The sequence below is a fragment of the Flavobacterium channae genome (assembly GCF_021172165.1).
Taxonomy (GTDB): Bacteria; Bacteroidota; Bacteroidia; order Flavobacteriales; family Flavobacteriaceae; genus Flavobacterium; species Flavobacterium channae.
Genome location: NZ_CP089096.1, coordinates 1,129,449 through 1,149,341, shown reverse-complemented (window position 1 = coordinate 1,149,341; position 19,893 = coordinate 1,129,449). Strand labels below are relative to the sequence as shown.

Genomic DNA, 19,893 nt, shown 5'->3' with positions numbered 1-19,893 from the left:
TAAGTGCTGAAAATAGGTCTTTTAACAAGTCTTTATTATCAAAATTTCTATTATTAAAACACTCAAAACTGATGATTCAATATTATTTCCTAGGTATCCATTGAACTTCATCAGCATTCAAATCATGAGACAACTTTCGTGCCAAGACAAAAAGGTAGTCAGAAAGTCGGTTTAAGTACTTTATGACACGTTCGTCTGTAGGCTCAATGTCATTTAAATGCACTGCTAAACGCTCAGCTCTACGGCAAACACAACGTGCAATATGACAATATGACACAGTTGTATGACCTCCTGGTAAAACAAAATGCGTCATAGGTGGCAACGCTTCTTCCATTATATCAATTTCGTTCTCTAAAAATTCAATATCCGACTCAACTATACCTAAATTTTGTAAGCGAGGTTGTCCGTTTTTTAAAGTTTCTTTTTCTGGAGGAGTTGCTAAAATAGCACCAACAGTAAACAATCTGTCTTGCACTTCAATTAATACTTTTTTGTACAACTCATTCATATCTTGATCACGAATTAAACCAATATGCGAATTTAACTCGTCAACTGTTCCGTAGCTTTCGATTCTTATATGATGTTTTGGCACACGAGTTCCTCCAAATAATGCTGTAGTTCCTGAGTCGCCTGTTTTGGTATATACTTTCATTATAACTGTCTGTTGTTTATTGTTCTTGAAATTGCATTTTATATTATCTCTTCAATTGCTCACGATACATTTCAATATTGGCTTTTACTTTTGGATCCAATTCTGGCTCGGCAATATCTGTCAGTTTTTGCATTTCTTCCCAAATTGTTTTTGCCACAATGTATCTCGCAACTCCTTTATCATCTGCTGGAATAATATACCAAGGAGCAAAATCAGTAGATGTTTTATTGATTGCTTCTTCGTAATATTTCATGTAATCATCCCATCGTTCACGCTCTTTTAAATCGCCTGTACTAAATTTCCAATTATCTTCTGGATTTTCCAATCGCTTTAGCAATCGTTCTCTTTGCTCCTCTTTACTCATGTGAAAGTAAAACTTCAAAATTTTGGTTCCGTTTTGCGAAATATGCTTTTCGAAATTCACGATTTGTTCCATTCGATTTTCCCAAAATTGAGGGGTAATATCTTCTACTTTTTCAATTCCTGGTAAGTTTTCAAACAAAATATATTCGGGATGCACTCGTGTTACCAATACATTTTCATAATGCGTTCGATTGAAAACAGCGAATTTTCCTTTTTCGGGTAAAGCCAAATAATGACGCCATAAATAATCATGTTCTAATTCGGTTGGATTAGGAGTTTTAAAACTATGCACCACTACGCCACGCGGATTAAACTCCTTGAAAACCTCACGAATTAAACTATCTTTCCCGCTTGTATCCATACCTTGTAAGCAAATCAAAAACGCATGACGATTGTGCGCGTACATGGCATCTTGCTTTTTCGAAAGCTTCTTTTGGATTTTATCTAACGCTAATTCTTCTTGTTCTTTCTCAGTATCAATAGGAAGTTTGGTTAGAAAATCATCTAACTTAATTTTACCTTTCACTTTAAAATCTTCAATATTGATATTTTCCATCTTTGTTGGTTTTAAATCTCTGTAAAAATAGTACTTTTAGAGGCTAATTTGCGCTAAAAATTGTTAACTCTTTTGTAAAAATATGGAAAATTTCAAACTTACTAATTTCTTCACGATAAAAGGCATTTCAGCAGCATCAGGATTGGTGTATTCACAAAATGTTTTATTCGTAATATCTGATTCCAGTAGTTTTTTGTACCAATACGACATCGATAAAAAACTTTTGCTCAAATTTCCATTAGTAAAAGACGCCAAAGAAAACATTTCCAAAGATTTAAAAATGGATTTGGAATGCATCACTCAATATGGAAATCAACTGATTATATTAGGTTCAGGTTCAACCCAAAAACGTAATACGATGTTTACTTTAGATTTGGGTTCGGATGCTTTACAAACGCAAGATTTATCAACTCTATATCAAAAATTAAAAGATATTGGTTCGTTTACAGATGACCAATTGAATATTGAAGGCGCTATTTATGCGCATCAAACTATGTTGCTGTTTCAAAGAGGCAATTCAAAAAATAGTCGAAATGGAATTTTTATTATTCCAAACAACCAAGAAGACGGCATTCGATTTGTGCCAATTTCACTTCCGACGTTAGATGATATTGAAACCACTTTTACCGATGCCATTTTAGTTGGTGATAGAATTTATTTCTTGGCTTGTGCCGAAAACACAACATCTACTTATGAAGATGGCGAAGTTTTAGGAACCATTTTAGGAATCATGCATGCACCGACATTTGAAATTATTAATGTGCAATTATTATCGGAACATCAGAAATTTGAAGGTATTACGCTTTACAAAGAATCAGAAACTGAAATTGAGTTTTTATTATGCGAAGACAATGATACGGAGGCTTTAGAAGCTGAAATTTATAAATTGACATTGAAGAAATAATTTTTTTTACTTCCTTCCCAACCTTTTACCAACTTTTCTGCTCTATATAAAAAAGGGAAGCAAGAACAAGTTCAAATTCAAGAACAAGTTCAAAAGCAAAACAAATTGAACATTGCATTTGCCCTTGAACTTGATTTTTGAAAACAAAACATTTTATGGATGTAAAACACATACAAGGCTGCCGAAAACAACACCGCGAAGCGCAACGCATGGTGTATGAAATTATGGCGCCGAAGCTCTATCGTTTGTGTAAACGGTATATAAAAAAGGAGGAAGAAATTGAAGAAGTATTGGCCGATGCTTTTTTTACCATATTTACAAAAATCGAACAATTAAAAGAGGATTTGGCTTTTGAAGCTTGGGCTCGAAAAATAACAGTAAACAATTGCCTTTTACAAATTAAAAAGAACATCAACTTTAATTTGTATTTGGAAGATGTGAGTTACAATTCGCAACCTTTAGCTGATGAAGTTACCGATTTAGAAGAAGAAGATTTGCTCAATTTACTCCAATACATTCCAGATGGATGTCAAACGATTTTTAATTTGTTTGTGATTGAAGGTTATTCGCACAAAGAAATTGCAGAGCAACTTGGCATTAGCGAAGGAACATCAAAATCGCAATTGAATGCTGCTAGGAGTAAATTAAAAGAATTGGTAAGAACATTTTATTATCAAAAAGCAAAATAATCATGGGAACAGAAGAAAAATTATATAAAAAAATCCAACAAGCTGCCGAAAATGCCGAGCAAAAAGACTTTCCTGGAATGGATAAGATTTGGGCACGCGTTGAAGACAAGCTAGAAACACAAACACTTCAAAAAGAGAAACATTTGTGGAAAAAGTTAGCAGTAGCAGCATCCATAATTTTAGTTGGATCATTAGGTTATATCTTTTTACAACCAAGTGATTCTATTAATCAGGATATAATTATTCCAGAGAATACGATTACGGATGTTGATACTGTTAAGAACAATATTCCTAAACCTGAATCAGCAAATGGATTTGTAAATACAAATCCTGCAATAAAAGAAAATGCAGAGCAAATTTTACAACAACAAATTGTAATTCAAAACAATATTGTTATCAACGACACTATTAATTACAAATCGAAAAAAGAAATAATGGTTGCGGCTCCAATTGTTGCGATGGAAGAAGTTACGGAAACGGCTAAAACGAGTTTGGTTCCTAGTTACAACAACAGTATGTATAACTCTTCTTCAATAAACAATTCAGGCTACTTAGCAAAAGGAAGACGTTATGATGTGGCAAATACGAATTCATCCGAGACAACACAAGAAAAAGATAAGGGAACAACAAATAACGATTTAGTTCTAATAGACGGAAAATTGAGCAAAAAAGAAATTTCGAATTTAGATACTGATAAAATTGATTCGATTGTTGAATTAAAAGAACCAATTTATTTTATAAACGGAGTGGAATATTCGGAAGAATCGTTGTTTGGTGAAAATCCTACAAGTCCGTATGCGCCATTGAGTAAACAAAAAATTGATACTATAGTTGTTTTACAACCTGAAAAAGCCATTCCAATTTATGGCGAAAAAGGCAAAAAAGGGGTTGTGATTATTACGATAAAGAAGTAACGAAATCAAAAATAAAATTATGAAAACTATAAAAATTATTCTTTTCCTACTTTTTGTTATCAATTGTTCATATTCACAAGAGAAAAAACAAAACGACACTATCAAAATTGAAATTAATTCAAACACTAAAACTATTTATCTTTTAGGCGGAATTGCTTCTGTAATTACCAAAGAGGATTTAGCTTTTGGTAAAAAATACAATATTCAGTTTCACGATTTTGGTTGTGTTGCTCCTACTAACTTTAAAGAATATGAAGAAAAAAATGTATGGGTTTTTGAATTCCTAAACAAAACATTTGGAAAACAATGGCAAAAAGAAATAAAACCAAGCGTTTTAGGATTTGATAAATGGAAAAAGAAGTAATTGTGGAATGAAAATTGATATTATTCTTGAATGAAAAAAATAATTTTAATCATCATAGTTTTACTATCTAACTCGATTATAAGTCAAGAAAATAAAGCACTTATTGGAAAATGGGAAGTTCTTGAAGTCTACAATAATGACTATTATTATAAAGTTCAAAATGACTCAATTGTATTATCTGAAAAAATGCAAAAACTTTACAAAGGCGGAGTATCGCTTCAAGATTATAAAGCCTCAATTAGAGGCGACAATAAATATTTGATTTTTGAATTTAAAAACGAGAATGAGTTTTATTATTTTTTATCAAAGAAAGCGATTTACCCAACTTTTAAAGGAACTTTTGAAATATTAAATGACTTAATAATTTTGGATGTAACCAATATGGCAAATATTAAATTAAAAAAAGAAGCGTTTTTCTATTTTAACGATAATAAATTGCACCTAACAATGTATTTAGAAACCAATACTCCTACCACCTATATTTTACAGAAATCTAACTAATATACCTCGAAATTACATTTTCCAAATCAGAATATTCAAATGGTTTTACCAAAACATCGGTAAGACCATTTTTCTTTTCTAAAATTTCTTTTAAAATATTTTCTTTGTCTGAAGCTGTTAAAGCAATAATTGGTGTTTTAATTCCTAAGTTTCGCATTTTTATTGAAGCTTCAATTCCATTCATGACTGGCATATTAATGTCCATCAAAATTACATCAAACTTATTCTCTTCCACAAGTAATAAAGCTTCTAGTCCGTTTTCTGCCATTACATAATTGTGACCGTTTTTTTCGAGCAATTTCTTGGTTACCATTTGGTTTATTTTGTTGTCTTCTACAACTAAAATATTAAGTGTTTTAAGTTTTTGGTGCGAATGCATTTTCAACTGATTGCAATCTTCTATTTTATCAGCTGGAATGTATGGAAAATGAACTGTAAATTTACTTCCTTCATTAATTTTACTTTCTACTTCAATTCTGCCATTAAATAATTCTACCAATCTTTTTACGATAGATAATCCAAGTCCGGTTCCTTTATATTGTTCTTGAAGATTGACATCAACCTGAACGAATTTTTCAAAAATCTTATCCAAATATTCTTCAGGAATACCAATTCCTGTATCTAAAACATCTAACTTTAAATAACGTTGATTGTTGCTTTCTTCCATCGACAAGATAAGCGTAACTTTTCCTCGTTTAGTAAACTTCAATGAATTACTAACTAAATTAATTAGGATTTGTGAAAATCTGGTTAAATCGGTTTTTATAAAAACTGGTACATTTTCAGCAATGTCAATAATAAATTCGTTTTTATTTGACTTAGCAATTACATTCATCGATTGCTTGATGTGTCCAATTTCTTCTCTAATATTAATATTTTCGTAATTGAATTCGATATCACTATCTTCTATTTTATAAACATTTAAAACATCATTAATTAAGGTTAAAAGATAATGTGATGAAAACTTTAATGCATTAAAATAAGGACTATCTTTTATTTCTTTGTGTTCGCTTTCTAAAATTTCGGCCATTCCAATTACGCCATAAAGCGGTGTTCGTAATTCGTGACTTACATTGGATAAAAATTGGGCTTTTAATCGTGTTGCTTCTTCCGATTTTTCACGAGCAACTTGTAATTGAAAATTATAATCCGCTAACTTTTTACTTAAATTTTTATAGTTTACAAATGCTTTAAAAATAAAAATAGAGAACACAATTACAAAGCCTAAAAACACTAAAACTACTTTATTAAAACGCTTTGAGGCTAAAATTTTATGCTCCTGTGCTTTTTTCTCGGTTTCAATTTGTTGCACTTTATATTTGTATGCCAAAGCATCTATATCGCCACCACCCATTTGAATTTCAAGATTTCTTTCTTCGCTAAAAATTTCGTCTTGTAGTTTATCGTGAAGTTCTAAATAAGATAATGCTTTCTCTGTCTTATTCAATTCTTTATAAAATTCATAAACCATAAAATAGATATCCATTTTATGCGCTTTAAGATATTCCATTTTAACATATGGAAAACCAGAAATACATTTTAAAAAGTTACTTTCTGCTTTTACATAATCTTTTTGCTTTTGATAATAGAATGCCAATAAAGAATAATATGACATTCCCATTTCATAATCATTTTCAGCTTTTTTTTGAGCAACTAAATTCAAATAATGAATTGCCTTGCTGTATTCTTTTAGATCTAAATAAACATCGGCTAAATTGATTTCTGCAAAAGCAATATTTCTATTCGTATCAATTCTTTTAGATAATTCATACGATTTTTGATAATAATAAAGTCCCTTTTTAGAATCTTTAAGTTTAAAATAATAAAGATTCCCAATGTTGTTGTAAAGATAATTCTCGATGGTATCGTTCTTAGCTAATTTAGCATAAGAAACTCCTGTAGTGTAGTATTGAATTGATTTTTTTAAATCGCCAAATTCTTCAAAATTTAACCCGATTATATTGTATGAAGCCGCAGCCATATCATACTTATTTTTCTTTAAAGCATATTCTAAAAGTTGCTCGGAATACATTAATGATTCTCTACATTTTAAATCATTTAATCCATTTAGTGCTTTATCGTACAATCCTCTTGCATACTTATCTTTATAACCAATTCCTTGCCCTATAAGTAGCTGAAATGTAAATAATACCCATAAGGTTAGCGTTACTTTCTTAAACATTATAATTGTACGAATTGGTTTATGCTAATGTTCATTTAAAATGAATACACCATTAGCTATACAAATTTAAAATATTTATCGAGTTATCAATAAAATTAGAAGTAATATTAATGAAAACATAAACTTCATGTTAAGAATTTATTTATAAACGATAAAAGCTCCAAAATTGGAGCTTTTATCGTTTACTAATTTATTCGTTGAATTATTTCTCAATTTCTTTTAAAGAATCCATTTTCTTGTGTGCTAAGAATCCTTTAATATCTTCAAAATGCTCTTTTACACGCTTGTGCCCAAACTCAAATACTTTCTCCGCTAAACCGTCTAAGAAATCACGATCGTGAGAAACTAAAATTAAGGTACCATCAAAATCGCGTAAAGCATCTTTAATAATGTCTTTTGTTTTCATATCCAAGTGATTTGTTGGCTCATCCAGAATTAAAACATTTACTGGCTCTAACAATAATTTAATCATCGCCAAACGTGTTTTTTCTCCTCCAGAAAGCACTTTTACTTTCTTTTGAATATCATCACCTTTAAACATAAAAGCGCCTAACATGTCTTTAATTTTAGTACGAACATCACCAACAGCAATTCTATCAATGGTATCAAAAACAGTTGCTTCTCCATCTAACAAAGCTGCTTGATTTTGTGCAAAATAACCAATTTGTGCATTGTGACCAATTTCTAACTTTCCATCAAAATCAATTTCACCCATAATTGCTTTAATCATGGTAGATTTTCCTTCTCCATTTTTACCAACTAAAGCTACTTTTTGTCCTCTTTCGATAACCATATTGGCATCTTTAAAAACAACATGATCGCCATATGATTTAGATAATCCTTCAACTACAACAGGATATTGACCTGAACGTGGCGATGGTGGAAATTTTAATTTTAATGCCGAAGTATCCACTTCGTCAACTTCTACAAGAACTAATTTTTCTAACATACGTACACGCGATTGCACTTGTTCTGTTTTAGAAAAAGTTCCTCTGAAACGCTCAATAAATGCTTGGTTTTCTGCAATGAATTTTTGTTGTTCATCGTATGCTTTTTGCTGATGAATTCTTCTATCTTGACGTAAAACCAAATAATCAGAATATTTTGCTTTGTAATCGTAAATTCTTCCCATTGTAACTTCAATGGTACGATTGGTAATGTTATCGACAAAAGCTCTGTCGTGAGAAATTACCATTACCGCTTTTGCCTGATTAATCAAGAAGTCTTCTAACCACTCAATACTTTCCATATCCAAGTGATTGGTTGGCTCATCTAAAAGAATTAAATCTGGTTTTTTCAAAAGGATTTTAGCTAATTCAATACGCATTCTCCAACCTCCTGAAAACTCCGATGTTAATCGAGTAAAATCTTCTCTTTCGAATCCTAATCCTTTTAAAACTTTTTCAACTTCTGCTTCATAATTTACTTCTTCGATAGAATAGAATTTTTCAGAAAGTTCCGAAACGCGCTCAATTAATTTCATATAATCGTCGCTTTCATAATCTGTACGAATAGTCAATTGTTCGTTAATTTCGTCAATTTCTTTCTTCATATTCAAAACATCAGCAAACGCTTTTGATGTTTCTTCCATAACTGTACAGTTATCTGAAGTTAATAAATGCTGAGGCAAATAAGCAATTACTGCATCACTTGGAGCCGAAATTCCACCTCTGGTAGGTTTGTTTGCTCCTGCAACAATTTTTAAAAGAGTTGATTTACCAGCTCCATTTTTACCCATTAAGGCAATTTTATCATTTTCATTAATTGCAAAAGTTACATCACTAAAAAGTGTTGTGCCTCCAAATTCTACAGCTATGTCGTTTACAGTAATCATTTTTAAAAGTAAAAAGTTATAAGTAAAAAATTAAAAGTATTTTTCCTTGAATTTTTTGAAGGTGCAAAGATAGATTTTAAAATTAGATTATAGAATGAAGTAAACACATTTCATAAAATATAGTTAAGTTTTAGACTCTACAATTGAAAACTAGTATTTTTACGTTTTAAAAATTGTCCTAATGAAAATCAAAACATTACTTTTATTTTCAGCATTAACAAGTGCTGCAACATTACACTCACAAGAAAAAAACAAAACGACCATGAATCCGTTTTTTGAAACGTATACAACACCATATCAAGTTCCTCCTTTTCATTTAATTAAAAATGACCATTATAAACCTGCAATTTTAGAAGGAATAAAAAAACAAGAAGCAGAAATTGATGCTATAGTTTCAAACAAAGAAAAACCAACGTTTGACAATACAGTTTTGGCTATGGAAAATTCTGGAAAATTGCTTTCTAGGGTGAGTACTGTTTTTTACAATGTAAGTAGCGCTAATACTAACGAAGAAATTCAAGCTATCGCAAAAGAATTAGCTCCAAAATTATCTGCTCATAACGATAATATTTTTTTAAATGACGCTTTGTTCAAAAGAGTAAAATCGGTTTGGGACAATCAAAAAAGTTTGAAGTTAAATAATGAACAAGCTAAAATTTTAGAAAACTTATATAAAAACTTTGTAAGAAGTGGCGCTAATCTTTCTGAAGAAAACAAAAAGCAATTAAGAGAAATTAATGCTGAAATGGCAGTTGCTACATTAAAATATGGTCAAAACATTTTATCTGAAACCAACTCGTATGAATTAGTTATTTCAGACAAAAAAGAATTAGAAGGATTACCAAATGAACTTATTGAAACTGCCACTGCTGATGCTAAATCTCGTGGTAAGGAAGGCAAATGGGTTTTCACATTATCAAACTCAAGTGTAATGCCGTTTTTACAATACAGCGCTAACAGAAAATTGCGTAAGGAAATTTGGAATGCTTACCAAATGAGAGCTAATAACAATAATGAAAAAGACAATAAAGAATTAGCTATAAAGATTGCCAATTTAAGAGGCAAAAAAGCGCGTCTTCTTGGTTATGAAACACATGCTGATTATGTTTTAGAAAAATCGATGGCTAAAAACCCTGAAACAGCTATCAAATTGTTGAAAGATTTATGGACTCCAGCTTTAGCAATGGCTAATAAGGAAGCCGCTGACATAAAAAAGATGATGGTGAAAGACGGAATTAAAAATGACGTACAACCATATGATTGGAGATATTACGCTGAAAAAATTAGAAAAGAACGTTTTGAATTAGACGAGCAAGAAATGAAACCTTACTTTAGTTTAGAGAAAACAAGAGAAGGTGTTTTTACCGTTTGTAAAAATTTATACGGATTACAATTTAAACAATTACAAGATATTCCAAAATACCATGACGATGTAACGGTTTGGGAAGTTACAGAAGCTGACGGTTCTCATGTAGGAATTTTGTACATGGATTTTCATCCTAGAGCATCAAAAAGAGGTGGTGCTTGGATGACTTCTTACAGAACTCAAAAAATGGAAAATGGAAAACGTATTGCTCCAATTGTTTCAATTGTTTGCAACTTTACAAAACCAACAGAAAAAGCACCAGCGTTATTGACATTTGATGAAGTAAGTACTTTTTTCCATGAATTTGGACACGCATTACACGGACTATTATCAAATGTAACTTATGAAAGTTTAGCAGGAACAAGCGTTCCAAGAGATTTTGTTGAATTACCATCCCAAATTATGGAAAACTGGGCCGCCGAACCAGAAGTAATGAAAATGTATGCAAAACACTTTGAAAATGACAATGTTATTCCTGATGCCTTAATTGAAAAAATGCAAAAAGCAGGAACTTTTGATCAAGGTTTTGCAACGCTTGAATATTTAGCAGCTTCTTTACTAGATATGGAATATCACACCCAAAAAAGTGACATTACAAAAGATGCTGATTCATTTGAAAAAGAAGCGATGAATAAAATAGATTTACCTAACACAATTATTCCTAGATATAGAAGTACTTATTTCAATCATATTTTTGCAGGTGGTTATTCTGCTGGATATTACAGTTACATTTGGTCTGGAGTATTAGATACAGACGCTTTTGAAGTATTTAAAATTAATGGTTTATTTAATTCTGATAATGCAGAATCATTTAGAAAAAATGTTCTTGAAAAAGGTGGAACCGAAGACCCAATGGAATTATACAAGAAATTTAGAGGTGCTGAACCAAGTGTAAAACCTTTATTGAAAAAAAGAGGTTTAGATCAAGTAAAATAACTTCATAAAAAACGCCTGAAAATTCAGGCGTTTTTTTTATTCTTAATCTTCCATTTCAAAAAACAGAGGTTCAATCATAATTTTATCAGCGAGGACTTCTACCCTTTCTGTAATTTCAGAACAGAAAAATAAACGTTGTGTTTTTTCGGCGCTCATAGAAAGTCGGAGAATAATAGCATCTTCACGTTTACGAAGCATTTCATCTACATCATCAACAACAAACATTTTTATCGTATTCATATTAAATCCGGCAGAAGAAAACATTTCGTTAATACGAATTGGCGTTCCGATTAAAACATCCATTCCCACAGAAATTTGATTTTTATCATAATCGATATCCCCTTTTTCATGTACACCAAAGACTCTCAAATTGGTATAATGATTTAATTTCTTAAACATTTCAACAGCTTCTAACACCTTCTCTTTATCCTGAACTAAGATTAGTGCTCTCGTACTTTCTCCAACAGGTTTTTCCATTTTCTGAATTACATTCAACAAAATAGTTGTTGTTTTACCACTATTCTTTGGAGATTGAACAACAGCATCAATACCGCTTTTAATCGTTGAAAAAGTTTCTTGTTGTAACTCATTTGCTTCAACAAAATCGTTTTCAACTAAAGCTTTCTGAAGGTTTGGGTTTATTTTTTTTAATTGCATTGTTTTTTATGGTAATGGGTAAAGGGTAAATGGCAATAGGTAACCATTTACCCATAACCATTTACCTATTATCAATTTTATTTACTTGCAAACAGTTTTACATCTTGCTCCGAAATTTCGTTTCCGCCTAAAATAATTAAGCGTTCTACTACATTTCTTAATTCTCTAATGTTTCCTGTCCAATCGTATTCTTGTAATAATTTGATGGCCGATTTTGAAAATGTTTTTGCTGTATTTCCTTGCTCAGAAGCAATTTTTAAAGCAAAATGCTCAATCAATTCTGGAATATCATCTCTTCTATCATTTAACGCAGGAACTTTAATTAAAATAACCGCTAAACGATGATATAAGTCTTCTCTAAATCGTCCTTCTTCGATTTCTTTTTTCAAATCTTTATTTGTTGCTGCCACAACTCTAACATTAACTTTAATGTCTTTATCAGCACCAACACGTTGAATTAAATTCTCTTGTAAAGCACGTAACACTTTTGCTTGAGCTGGCAAACTCATATCACCAATCTCATCCAGGAAAATGGTTCCACCATCGGCAGCTTCAAACTTTCCAGCTCTATCTTTAACAGCAGAAGTAAATGCTCCTTTTACATGACCAAATAATTCACTTTCTATTAATTCAGACGGAATAGCTGCGCAATTCACCTCAATAATGGGAGCAGATGCACGTTCGCTTCTTTCATGAAGTTGATGTGCTACCAACTCTTTTCCAGTTCCATTTGGACCAGTAATCAATACACGAGCATCTGTTGGAGCAACTTTATCAATCATCGTTTTAATATGATTAATTGCTTCGCTATTACCAATCATTTCGTAGTTTTTAGAAACTTTCTTTTTCAAGATTTTATTCTCAACTACCAATTGTTTTTTATCTAATGCATTTCGAACCGTGTTTAACAAACGATTCAAATCTGGTGGTTTTGAAATATAATCAAAAGCACCTAAACGCATTGTATTAATAGCTGTTTCTAAATCGCCATGACCTGAAATCATGACCATTGGGATTTCTGGCTTTATTTTTTTTACAGCTTCCAATACCTCAACACCATCCATTTTTGGCATTTTAATATCACAAAGAATTAAATCGTAATCGTCATTTTTGACTTTTTCAACTCCTTGTAAACCGTCTTCTGCTTCTTCTACTTTGTACGAATCATTTTCCTCAGAAAGTATTTTAACCAATACTCTTCTGATTGCTGCTTCGTCTTCTATAACTAATATTTTTGACATTTTTAGTTTTCTTTACTTGTAACTATACGAACATCCCTTTGAGGAAAAGGTATTTGAATATTATTTTTTCTAAATTCTTGGTCGATTTTGAATCGAATATCACTTTGTATTTTTGGACTATTCATACCATTATCGACATGAAAATAAACAGCAAAATTTAATGATGAGTCTGCAAAATCTTCAAACAAAACTGCTATCGATTCTGGTAAAATAACTCCTTCTGTGCTTTTAGCGCAATTTATTAAAATTTGCTTTACCAAATTTACATCACTTCCATAAGCTACACCAATAGTTACATTTTCTCTATTGGTTGAATTATTTTGAGTCCAATTGAATAACGTTTCAATCATAAATTTATGATTTGGAATAATCATAACTCTATCATTTCGAGTAACAACTCTCGTAGTTCTTAATTTAATTTCTTTTACCTGACCTACTTTTCCATCAACTTCGATAATATCTCCTACATGCAATGATTGATCTAAAATCATTAAAATACCAGAAATTATATCTTGAAAAAAAGTTTGTAATGCAAATCCAATTCCAACAAATAAAGCTGCTGAAGCAGTTATAAATACATTCATATTTATTCCGCTTGAATGCAAAATGAAAATGAAAACTAAAACATAAATAACATACTTTGCAAATTGAAATACACTAATAAATTTGTTCTTATCATCTGTAGAAAGCTTTCTTGTAACTACTTTTCGAATAAGTTTAAGTATAACAGATGTAAAAATTAAAGCAAATACCAAAACTAAAATATTAGCAACCGTAAAATCAATTGATTTAGTATCGATTAACTTAAATTTTAATATTTCTGTTATTTGCTTTAACATGTATTAGTATTTCAACCATTTATATAATTCCTTCCAAGTTGGCTTTTTTCCGTACATTAAAATACCTACTCTGTAGATTTTTGATGCAAACCACACTACAAAGATAAACGTTCCGTACAATAAAACGATAGAAAGTAGCAATTGCCATAAAGGAACTCCAAATGGAATACGCATTAGCATAACAATTGGTGAGGTTAATGGGATTAATGAAAATACAACTGCAACTGTTCCATTTGGATCATTCATAACCGTTAAAAACCCAACATAAACAGCTAACATTAATGGCATTAAAATTGGCATTAAAAACTGTTGTGAATCGGTTTCAGAATCTACAGCGGCACCAATAGCTGCATAGAACGAACTGTATAAAAAGTAACCTCCAATAAAGAAAATTACAAATGAAATTAAGATAGTGAAAACTGGAATTTCATTTATATATAAGTGCATTTGACTAATAATGTCCGAAACTAATGCAGCTTGTTCAGAAGAAACTTTTGTTGTTGTTACAACTTCTTGTTGACCACCAAAAACAGCTGTTAATGAAAGCATTAACACTAAACCAAGTATAATCCAAATTAAGAATTGTAATATTCCTGCCAATGAAGTTCCAATGATTTTTCCCATCATCAATTGGAAAGGTTTTACCGAAGAAATAATAATTTCAATAATACGATTTGTTTTTTCTTCGATTACACTTCTCATCACCATGTTTCCGTAAATAATAATGAACATCATAATTAAATATCCAAATACAAAACCAATTATTATTTTAATAATTGTTAAATTTTTCAATCCGTCTTCACCTGAAAACTTTGCAAATTGTACTTCCGATTTAATTTTAGCTTTTTCAATTTTTTCAGCATCAAAACCTAATTTGTTAAGGTTTTCTCTATTTAATTTCGCATCAATAGTGCGTTGCAAATTCATTAAGAAATCCATTTTCGGACTATCATCTGAAATGTAGGTTGTTTTAGTAGCCAATTCTTCTACATTTTGAACTTCTGGCACATAAATTAGTCCTTCAAAGGCATTGCTTGCCGAATCTTTTGCCTTATCGTAAGACAAATTGGAAAGATTCACATATTTAATATCTTCTGAATTTTTGAAATCGTTGACAAATATATTGGCTCTATCGTGAACTCCAATTGTTTTAATATCGCCTTTATTTACACTTGATAAATACGCAATTAAAAAGGTCATTCCTACAATCAATAACGGACCTAAAAAAGTCATTACGATAAATGATTTATTGCGCACTTTTGCAATAAATTCTCTCTTGATAATTAATGATAATACGCTCATGATTATTGACTTACGGTTTGAATGAATATATCGTTAACTGTTGGGATTTTTTCCATAAAATGGGTCACTTGACCAAATTGTGTTAAAATCGAAATCAATTCATTAGAAGAATGATTTTCTAGATGGACTTCCAATTTTAAATCATCATTTAACGATTTGAAGTTGGTTTGCCCAATGGTAAATTTGTGAGTTAAACTTACCATTAAACCTTCAATATTATTCGTGATAATTCCCACTTGATAAATATTGGTACGATGTTGACGTTTTACATCATCTAATTTTCCTTCGATAAGCTTGTTTGATTTGTGAATTAACGCAATGTAATCACACATTTCTTCTACAGATTCCATTCGGTGTGTAGAAAAAATTACCGAAGTTCCTTTTTTATTCAATTCAATGATTTCGTCTTTAATTAAATTGGCATTAACCGGGTCAAAACCTGAAAATGGTTCGTCTAAAATCAGTAATTTAGGTTGGTGCAAAACCGTTACAATAAACTGAATTTTTTGCGCCATACCTTTAGAAAGTTCCTGAATTTTCTTATCCCACCAACCTTGAATTTCGAACTTTTCAAACCAATATTTCAATTGCTTTTTAGCTTCAGCTTCTGGCATACCTTTTAATTGTGCCAAATACAAACATTGCTCTCCTACTTTCATGGTTTTATACAAACCACGCTCTTCGGGCATGTATCCAATGTGTTTTACATGTTCTGGATTTAACTTTTCACCATCTAAAAACACTACACCGCTATCTGGCATTGTGATTTGATTGATAATACGAATTAAAGAGGTTTTTCCAGCACCATTAGGACCTAAAAGTCCGTAAATACTTCCTTTTGGAACCTGTAATGAAACATTATTTAAAGCGGTATAATCGCCATATTGTTTAACTACATTTTGAACTTCGAGAATATTGCTCATAAATTGAGTTGATTTTTGTTTGACTTATTAGTATCAAAAATGAGAAATTCGTTACAAAAAAAACCCACCCTTTATTACTAAAGGATGGGAAAAATTGCTATGAAAAAGAAAAACTCACCTTCCTAAGAAAGTGAGTTTCAAATGTATTAAATTATATTTAATTATGAAAACATATCTTTAACTTTTTCGAAAAAAGATTTATCAGATTTCTCTGGTTTAGGAATAAAGTTTTCATCTGTAAGCATTTTTTCAAAAAACTGCTTTTGTTCTTTATTAAGCGTTTTTGGTGTCCAAACATTAACATGAACTAACAAATCGCCATTTCCATAAGAATTCAAACTTGGTATTCCTTTCCCTTTAAGTCTTAGGATTTTACCCGATTGAATACCATCTTCTAATTTAATTCTAACCTTACCCGAAACTGTTTCAATTTCTTTAGAAACACCTAATGCTGCTTCAGCAAAACTGATATACAAATCGTAATGTAGGTTTTCACCTTCACGCTTTAAGAATTCATGCTCAATTTCTTCAATAGCAACAATTAAATCTCCTGGAATACTATTTGTACCTGGAGCTTCGTTTCCTTTTCCTGCAACTTTTAATTGCATTCCATCTACTACTCCTGCAGGGATTTTGATTGATACCGTATCATCTTCTAACAACATTCCTTGTGCATCAGCTCCAGCTGGTTTTTGATCTAAAATTTGACCAGAACCACTACAAACATGACACGTAGTTGCTGTTTGCATTCTACCTAAAATTGTATTGGCTACTTTCATAATTTGTCCAGATCCATTACATGTAGGACAAGTACGATACGTAACGCCTTTAGCTTGCACTTTACGTTTAACTTTTACTTTTTTCTCAACACCATTAGCAATCTCTTCTAAAGTAAGTTTAACTTTAATACGAAGATTACTTCCTTTCACTCTTCTTTGGCCACCGCCTCCAAAGCCACCACCAAAACCAGAGAAACCTCCACCACCAAAAGCACCTCCGAAGATATCTCCAAATTGGCTAAAAATATCATCCATATTCATATGATGACCACCACCAAATCCACCATTTTCAAATGCTTGGTGTCCGTATTGGTCATAACGAGCCTTTTTGTCAGGGTCGCTTAATACTTCGTAAGCTTCAGCTGCAACTTTAAAGTTTTCTTCCGCTTCTTTATCGCCTGGATTTTTATCAGGATGAAATTCAATTGCTTTCTTTCGGTAAGCTTTCTTAATCTCTTCTGGTGTAGCATTTTTGCTAATGCCTAATATTTCGTAAAAATCTTTTTTCATTATAACTTTGATTAAAAATTAGATGCTTAACACATCTATATTAGGTATAAAATTATTGTCCAATAACAACTTTAGGGAAACGAATAATTTTATCTCCTAACTTATATCCTTTTTCAATTACATCAACAATTTTTCCTTTTAATTTGTCATTTGGAGCCGGAATTTGAGTAATCGCCTCAGCAAAATCAGCATCAAATGCATCTCCTGCTTTAACCTCAACTTCTTCTAATCCTTTAGAAATTAGCGTTGATTTTAATTTATCATGAATCAATTGTACTCCAGTAACCAATGCTTCATCTTCCGATTTAGAAATTTGCGCCCAAGCTCTATCAAAATCATCTAAAACAGGTAACATTGCTTGTAAAACTTCCTGATTAGCTGTTTTAAATAAATCGATACGCTCTTTTGATGTACGTTTTTTATAGTTTTCAAACTCAGCAAACAAACGCAAAAATCTGTCTTTTTCTTCAGACAATTGCTCTTGTAATTGTTCTTCTAAAGTTTTCTCTGGTTGGGCAATTTCTTGATTTTCTGAAACATGTTCTCCCTGAACGTTTTCCTTCTCAATGTTCTCAGTAGTATCTTGACTCATATTTTTAAATATTTTTTTAAACATTTTTACTTTAGTAAATGGGATTGCAAATGTATTGCCAAATGTTTAAAAATGTCAAATTGTCAGCAAATTTATTGAAAAAAAAATTTAGCAACTTTTTAAGAGAATTTAAAAAAGTTAAGAACTAAGTTTGTAGAAACTAAAAAAAATTAAAACATGAAAAAAAGCATTTTAAGTTTATTTGTTTTAGCTACAATTTCAATGAATGTAGCATGTAAAGGAGACAAAAATGAAAGTGGTGAAGCTGGAGAAGTAGCAACAGCTTCTGCTGAAAGTACAACTTATGTAGTTGACACTGCTTCTTCTGTAATAGAATGGATTGGTTCTAAACCAGCTGGAAAACACAATGGTACTATTAATTTAAAATCGGGTGAAGTTGCTGTTAAAAATGATAGCATTCAAAGTGGAAAATTTGTTATCGATATGAATTCGATAGTTGTAACCGATTTAAAACCTGGTGACGGAAAAGAAGATTTAGAAGGACATTTAAAAGGAACTAAAGACAAAGAAGGAGAAGACCATTTCTTTAACGTAAGTAAATTTCCAGAAGGTGTATTTGAAATCACTTCTATTACTTCAGAAAACGGAAAAGCTACTGTAAACGGAAATTTAACTTTAAAAGGAATTACAAAACCTGTTTCATTTGCTGCAACAGTTGCATATGAAGGAAACAACATGACTTTAACGTCAGATTCTTTCCAAATTAACAGAACGCACTGGAATGTAAATTATGCTTCTAAATCGATTTTTGATGATTTAAAAGATAAGTTTGTAAATGACGAAATTGAATTGGTTGTGAAATTAAAAGCAGCAAAACAATAAATACCAAAAAACCGCCAATTGGCGGTTTTTTTTATTATAATAAATCATTCAAAGCTTTATCTAATGAAGCGTATTTAAATTGAAATTTAGCATCTAAAAGCTTTCTACAACTTACATGCTGACTTGAAAATAAAATTTGGTGCATTTCTCCTAATATAAGTTTCATAACAAACTTAGGAATATTAGGCAAAAACAATGGCTTTTTCAAAACTTTAGCTATTGCTTTTGTTAGTTCTGCATTCGTAACAGGATATGGAGCTACTCCATTATAAATTCCAGCTAATTTGTTATTCATGATAAATTGGAAAATAGAAACCAAATCGTAAATATGAATCCAAGATTGATATTGTTCACCAGAACCAAATGCAGCTCCTAATCCTAATTTAATAGGTTTTGCCATTTCTTGTAACGCACCACCTTCGTCTGATAAAACAATTCCTATTCTAACTTTAGCAACCAGAATTTGTAATTTTTCAAATTGATTGACTTCTTTTTCCCATTGTTCAACAACATTTCCTAAAAAAGAATCGTCAACTTTATTGTCGGTTTCGTGATAGATATAGTTTAAATCATCAGGATAAATACCAATTGCCGAAGCAGAAATAATCTGTTTTACAGTATTTGCTTTTTTATGCAATGTTTGATATAAAAGACGAGTAGAAAGCACACGACTCTCAATTATTTCTTCTTTGTAATTGTTTGTCCATTTTTTTGCAACAGATGCTCCTGCCAAATGGATTATAACATCTACACCATCAAATGCATTTGTATCTATTTCAGATAATTTAGGATTCCAATAAAAACCTTTGTAGTTATTTTGATTGATTAACTTTGATTTTGATGTGGACAAATAATGAACCGAATATCCATTTTGAAGCAACAAATTCACCAATGCTTGTCCGACCAATCCTGTAGCTCCTGTAATTAAAACCGTCATTTTCTTTTT

Annotated in this window: 19 protein-coding genes; 7 read left to right on the top strand and 12 right to left on the bottom strand. The window is 31.1% G+C overall.

The annotated features are described in order from the left end of the window. Window positions 1-82: 82 nt before the first annotated feature. A complete protein-coding gene (locus LOS89_RS05150; RefSeq protein WP_231836772.1) occupies window positions 83-652 on the bottom strand; it encodes a cob(I)yrinic acid a,c-diamide adenosyltransferase in 570 nt (189 codons plus the stop codon). A gap of 43 nt (window positions 653-695) precedes the next feature. After that, window positions 696-1,571 (bottom strand): PPK2 family polyphosphate kinase, encoded by an 876-nt coding sequence (locus LOS89_RS05145; RefSeq protein ID WP_231836771.1) that lies wholly within the window; start codon window positions 1,569-1,571, stop codon window positions 696-698. Window positions 1,572-1,653: 82 nt separating this feature from the next. Here LOS89_RS05145 and LOS89_RS05140 point away from each other — a divergent pair, with 82 nt between their 5' ends. The 5 genes from LOS89_RS05140 to LOS89_RS05120 all read left to right on the top strand — a co-directional run bounded on the left by LOS89_RS05140 (window position 1,654) and on the right by LOS89_RS05120 (window position 4,943). After that, window positions 1,654-2,475: a DUF6929 family protein gene (locus LOS89_RS05140; RefSeq protein ID WP_231836770.1), complete on the top strand. Its 822-nt coding sequence runs from the start codon at window positions 1,654-1,656 to the stop codon at window positions 2,473-2,475. A gap of 155 nt (window positions 2,476-2,630) precedes the next feature. Continuing rightward, window positions 2,631-3,164, top strand: coding sequence for an RNA polymerase sigma factor (locus LOS89_RS05135; protein WP_231836769.1), 534 nt, complete (start codon window positions 2,631-2,633; stop codon window positions 3,162-3,164). A gap of 2 nt (window positions 3,165-3,166) precedes the next feature. Beyond that, window positions 3,167-4,078 (top strand): hypothetical protein, encoded by a 912-nt coding sequence (locus tag LOS89_RS05130; RefSeq protein WP_231836768.1) that lies wholly within the window; start codon window positions 3,167-3,169, stop codon window positions 4,076-4,078. Between the two features lie 19 nt (window positions 4,079-4,097). Next, window positions 4,098-4,442 carry an FEKKY domain-containing protein gene (locus tag LOS89_RS05125; RefSeq protein ID WP_231836767.1) on the top strand — a complete coding sequence of 115 codons (345 nt, stop codon included), beginning with the start codon at window positions 4,098-4,100 and terminating at the stop codon, window positions 4,440-4,442. Window positions 4,443-4,472: 30 nt separating this feature from the next. Further along, window positions 4,473-4,943, top strand: coding sequence for a hypothetical protein (locus LOS89_RS05120; protein ID WP_231836766.1), 471 nt, complete (start codon window positions 4,473-4,475; stop codon window positions 4,941-4,943). Here LOS89_RS05120 and LOS89_RS05115 read toward each other — a convergent pair. Next, window positions 4,936-7,125: a tetratricopeptide repeat-containing hybrid sensor histidine kinase/response regulator gene (locus LOS89_RS05115; RefSeq protein WP_231836765.1), complete on the bottom strand. Its 2,190-nt coding sequence runs from the start codon at window positions 7,123-7,125 to the stop codon at window positions 4,936-4,938. The two genes, LOS89_RS05120 and LOS89_RS05115, sit on opposite strands and share 8 nt — an antisense overlap. A gap of 202 nt (window positions 7,126-7,327) precedes the next feature. Continuing rightward, window positions 7,328-8,959, bottom strand: coding sequence for an ABC-F family ATP-binding cassette domain-containing protein (locus LOS89_RS05110; RefSeq protein ID WP_231836764.1), 1,632 nt, complete (start codon window positions 8,957-8,959; stop codon window positions 7,328-7,330). A 181-nt stretch (window positions 8,960-9,140) separates the two neighbouring features. Here LOS89_RS05110 and LOS89_RS05105 point away from each other — a divergent pair, with 181 nt between their 5' ends. Next, window positions 9,141-11,261 carry a M3 family metallopeptidase gene (locus LOS89_RS05105; protein WP_231836763.1) on the top strand — a complete coding sequence of 707 codons (2,121 nt, stop codon included), beginning with the start codon at window positions 9,141-9,143 and terminating at the stop codon, window positions 11,259-11,261. Window positions 11,262-11,303: 42 nt separating this feature from the next. Here the strand turns inward: LOS89_RS05105 and LOS89_RS05100 are convergent, their stop codons facing one another. From LOS89_RS05100 to LOS89_RS05070, 7 genes are all read right to left on the bottom strand, one after another. Then, a complete protein-coding gene (locus tag LOS89_RS05100; protein WP_231836762.1) occupies window positions 11,304-11,918 on the bottom strand; it encodes a DEAD/DEAH box helicase in 615 nt (204 codons plus the stop codon). Between the two features lie 77 nt (window positions 11,919-11,995). Beyond that, window positions 11,996-13,159: a sigma-54-dependent transcriptional regulator gene (locus LOS89_RS05095; protein WP_231836761.1), complete on the bottom strand. Its 1,164-nt coding sequence runs from the start codon at window positions 13,157-13,159 to the stop codon at window positions 11,996-11,998. A 2-nt stretch (window positions 13,160-13,161) separates the two neighbouring features. Continuing rightward, a complete protein-coding gene (locus tag LOS89_RS05090; RefSeq protein WP_231836760.1) occupies window positions 13,162-13,998 on the bottom strand; it encodes a mechanosensitive ion channel family protein in 837 nt (278 codons plus the stop codon). Between the two features lie 3 nt (window positions 13,999-14,001). After that, a complete protein-coding gene (locus LOS89_RS05085) occupies window positions 14,002-15,300 on the bottom strand; it encodes an ABC transporter permease (RefSeq protein WP_231836759.1) in 1,299 nt (432 codons plus the stop codon). Between the two features lie 2 nt (window positions 15,301-15,302). After that, entirely contained in the window at window positions 15,303-16,223 is a 921-nt protein-coding gene (locus LOS89_RS05080; RefSeq protein ID WP_231836758.1) for an ABC transporter ATP-binding protein, read from the bottom strand. 161 nt (window positions 16,224-16,384) lie between these two features. Beyond that, entirely contained in the window at window positions 16,385-17,512 is a 1,128-nt protein-coding gene (gene dnaJ / locus LOS89_RS05075; protein ID WP_231836757.1) for a molecular chaperone DnaJ, read from the bottom strand. Between the two features lie 52 nt (window positions 17,513-17,564). Continuing rightward, window positions 17,565-18,104 (bottom strand): nucleotide exchange factor GrpE, encoded by a 540-nt coding sequence (locus tag LOS89_RS05070; protein WP_374107730.1) that lies wholly within the window; start codon window positions 18,102-18,104, stop codon window positions 17,565-17,567. Window positions 18,105-18,281: 177 nt separating this feature from the next. Between LOS89_RS05070 and LOS89_RS05065 the strand changes: the two genes are divergently transcribed. Continuing rightward, window positions 18,282-18,947, top strand: a complete 666-nt coding sequence (locus LOS89_RS05065) for a YceI family protein (protein ID WP_231836755.1) — start codon at window positions 18,282-18,284, stop codon at window positions 18,945-18,947. A 34-nt stretch (window positions 18,948-18,981) separates the two neighbouring features. Here LOS89_RS05065 and LOS89_RS05060 read toward each other — a convergent pair whose 3' ends face one another. Further along, on the bottom strand, window positions 18,982-19,884 hold the full coding sequence (locus tag LOS89_RS05060; protein WP_231836754.1) for a TIGR01777 family oxidoreductase: 903 nt from the start codon (window positions 19,882-19,884) through the stop codon (window positions 18,982-18,984). Window positions 19,885-19,893 lie beyond the last annotated feature (9 nt).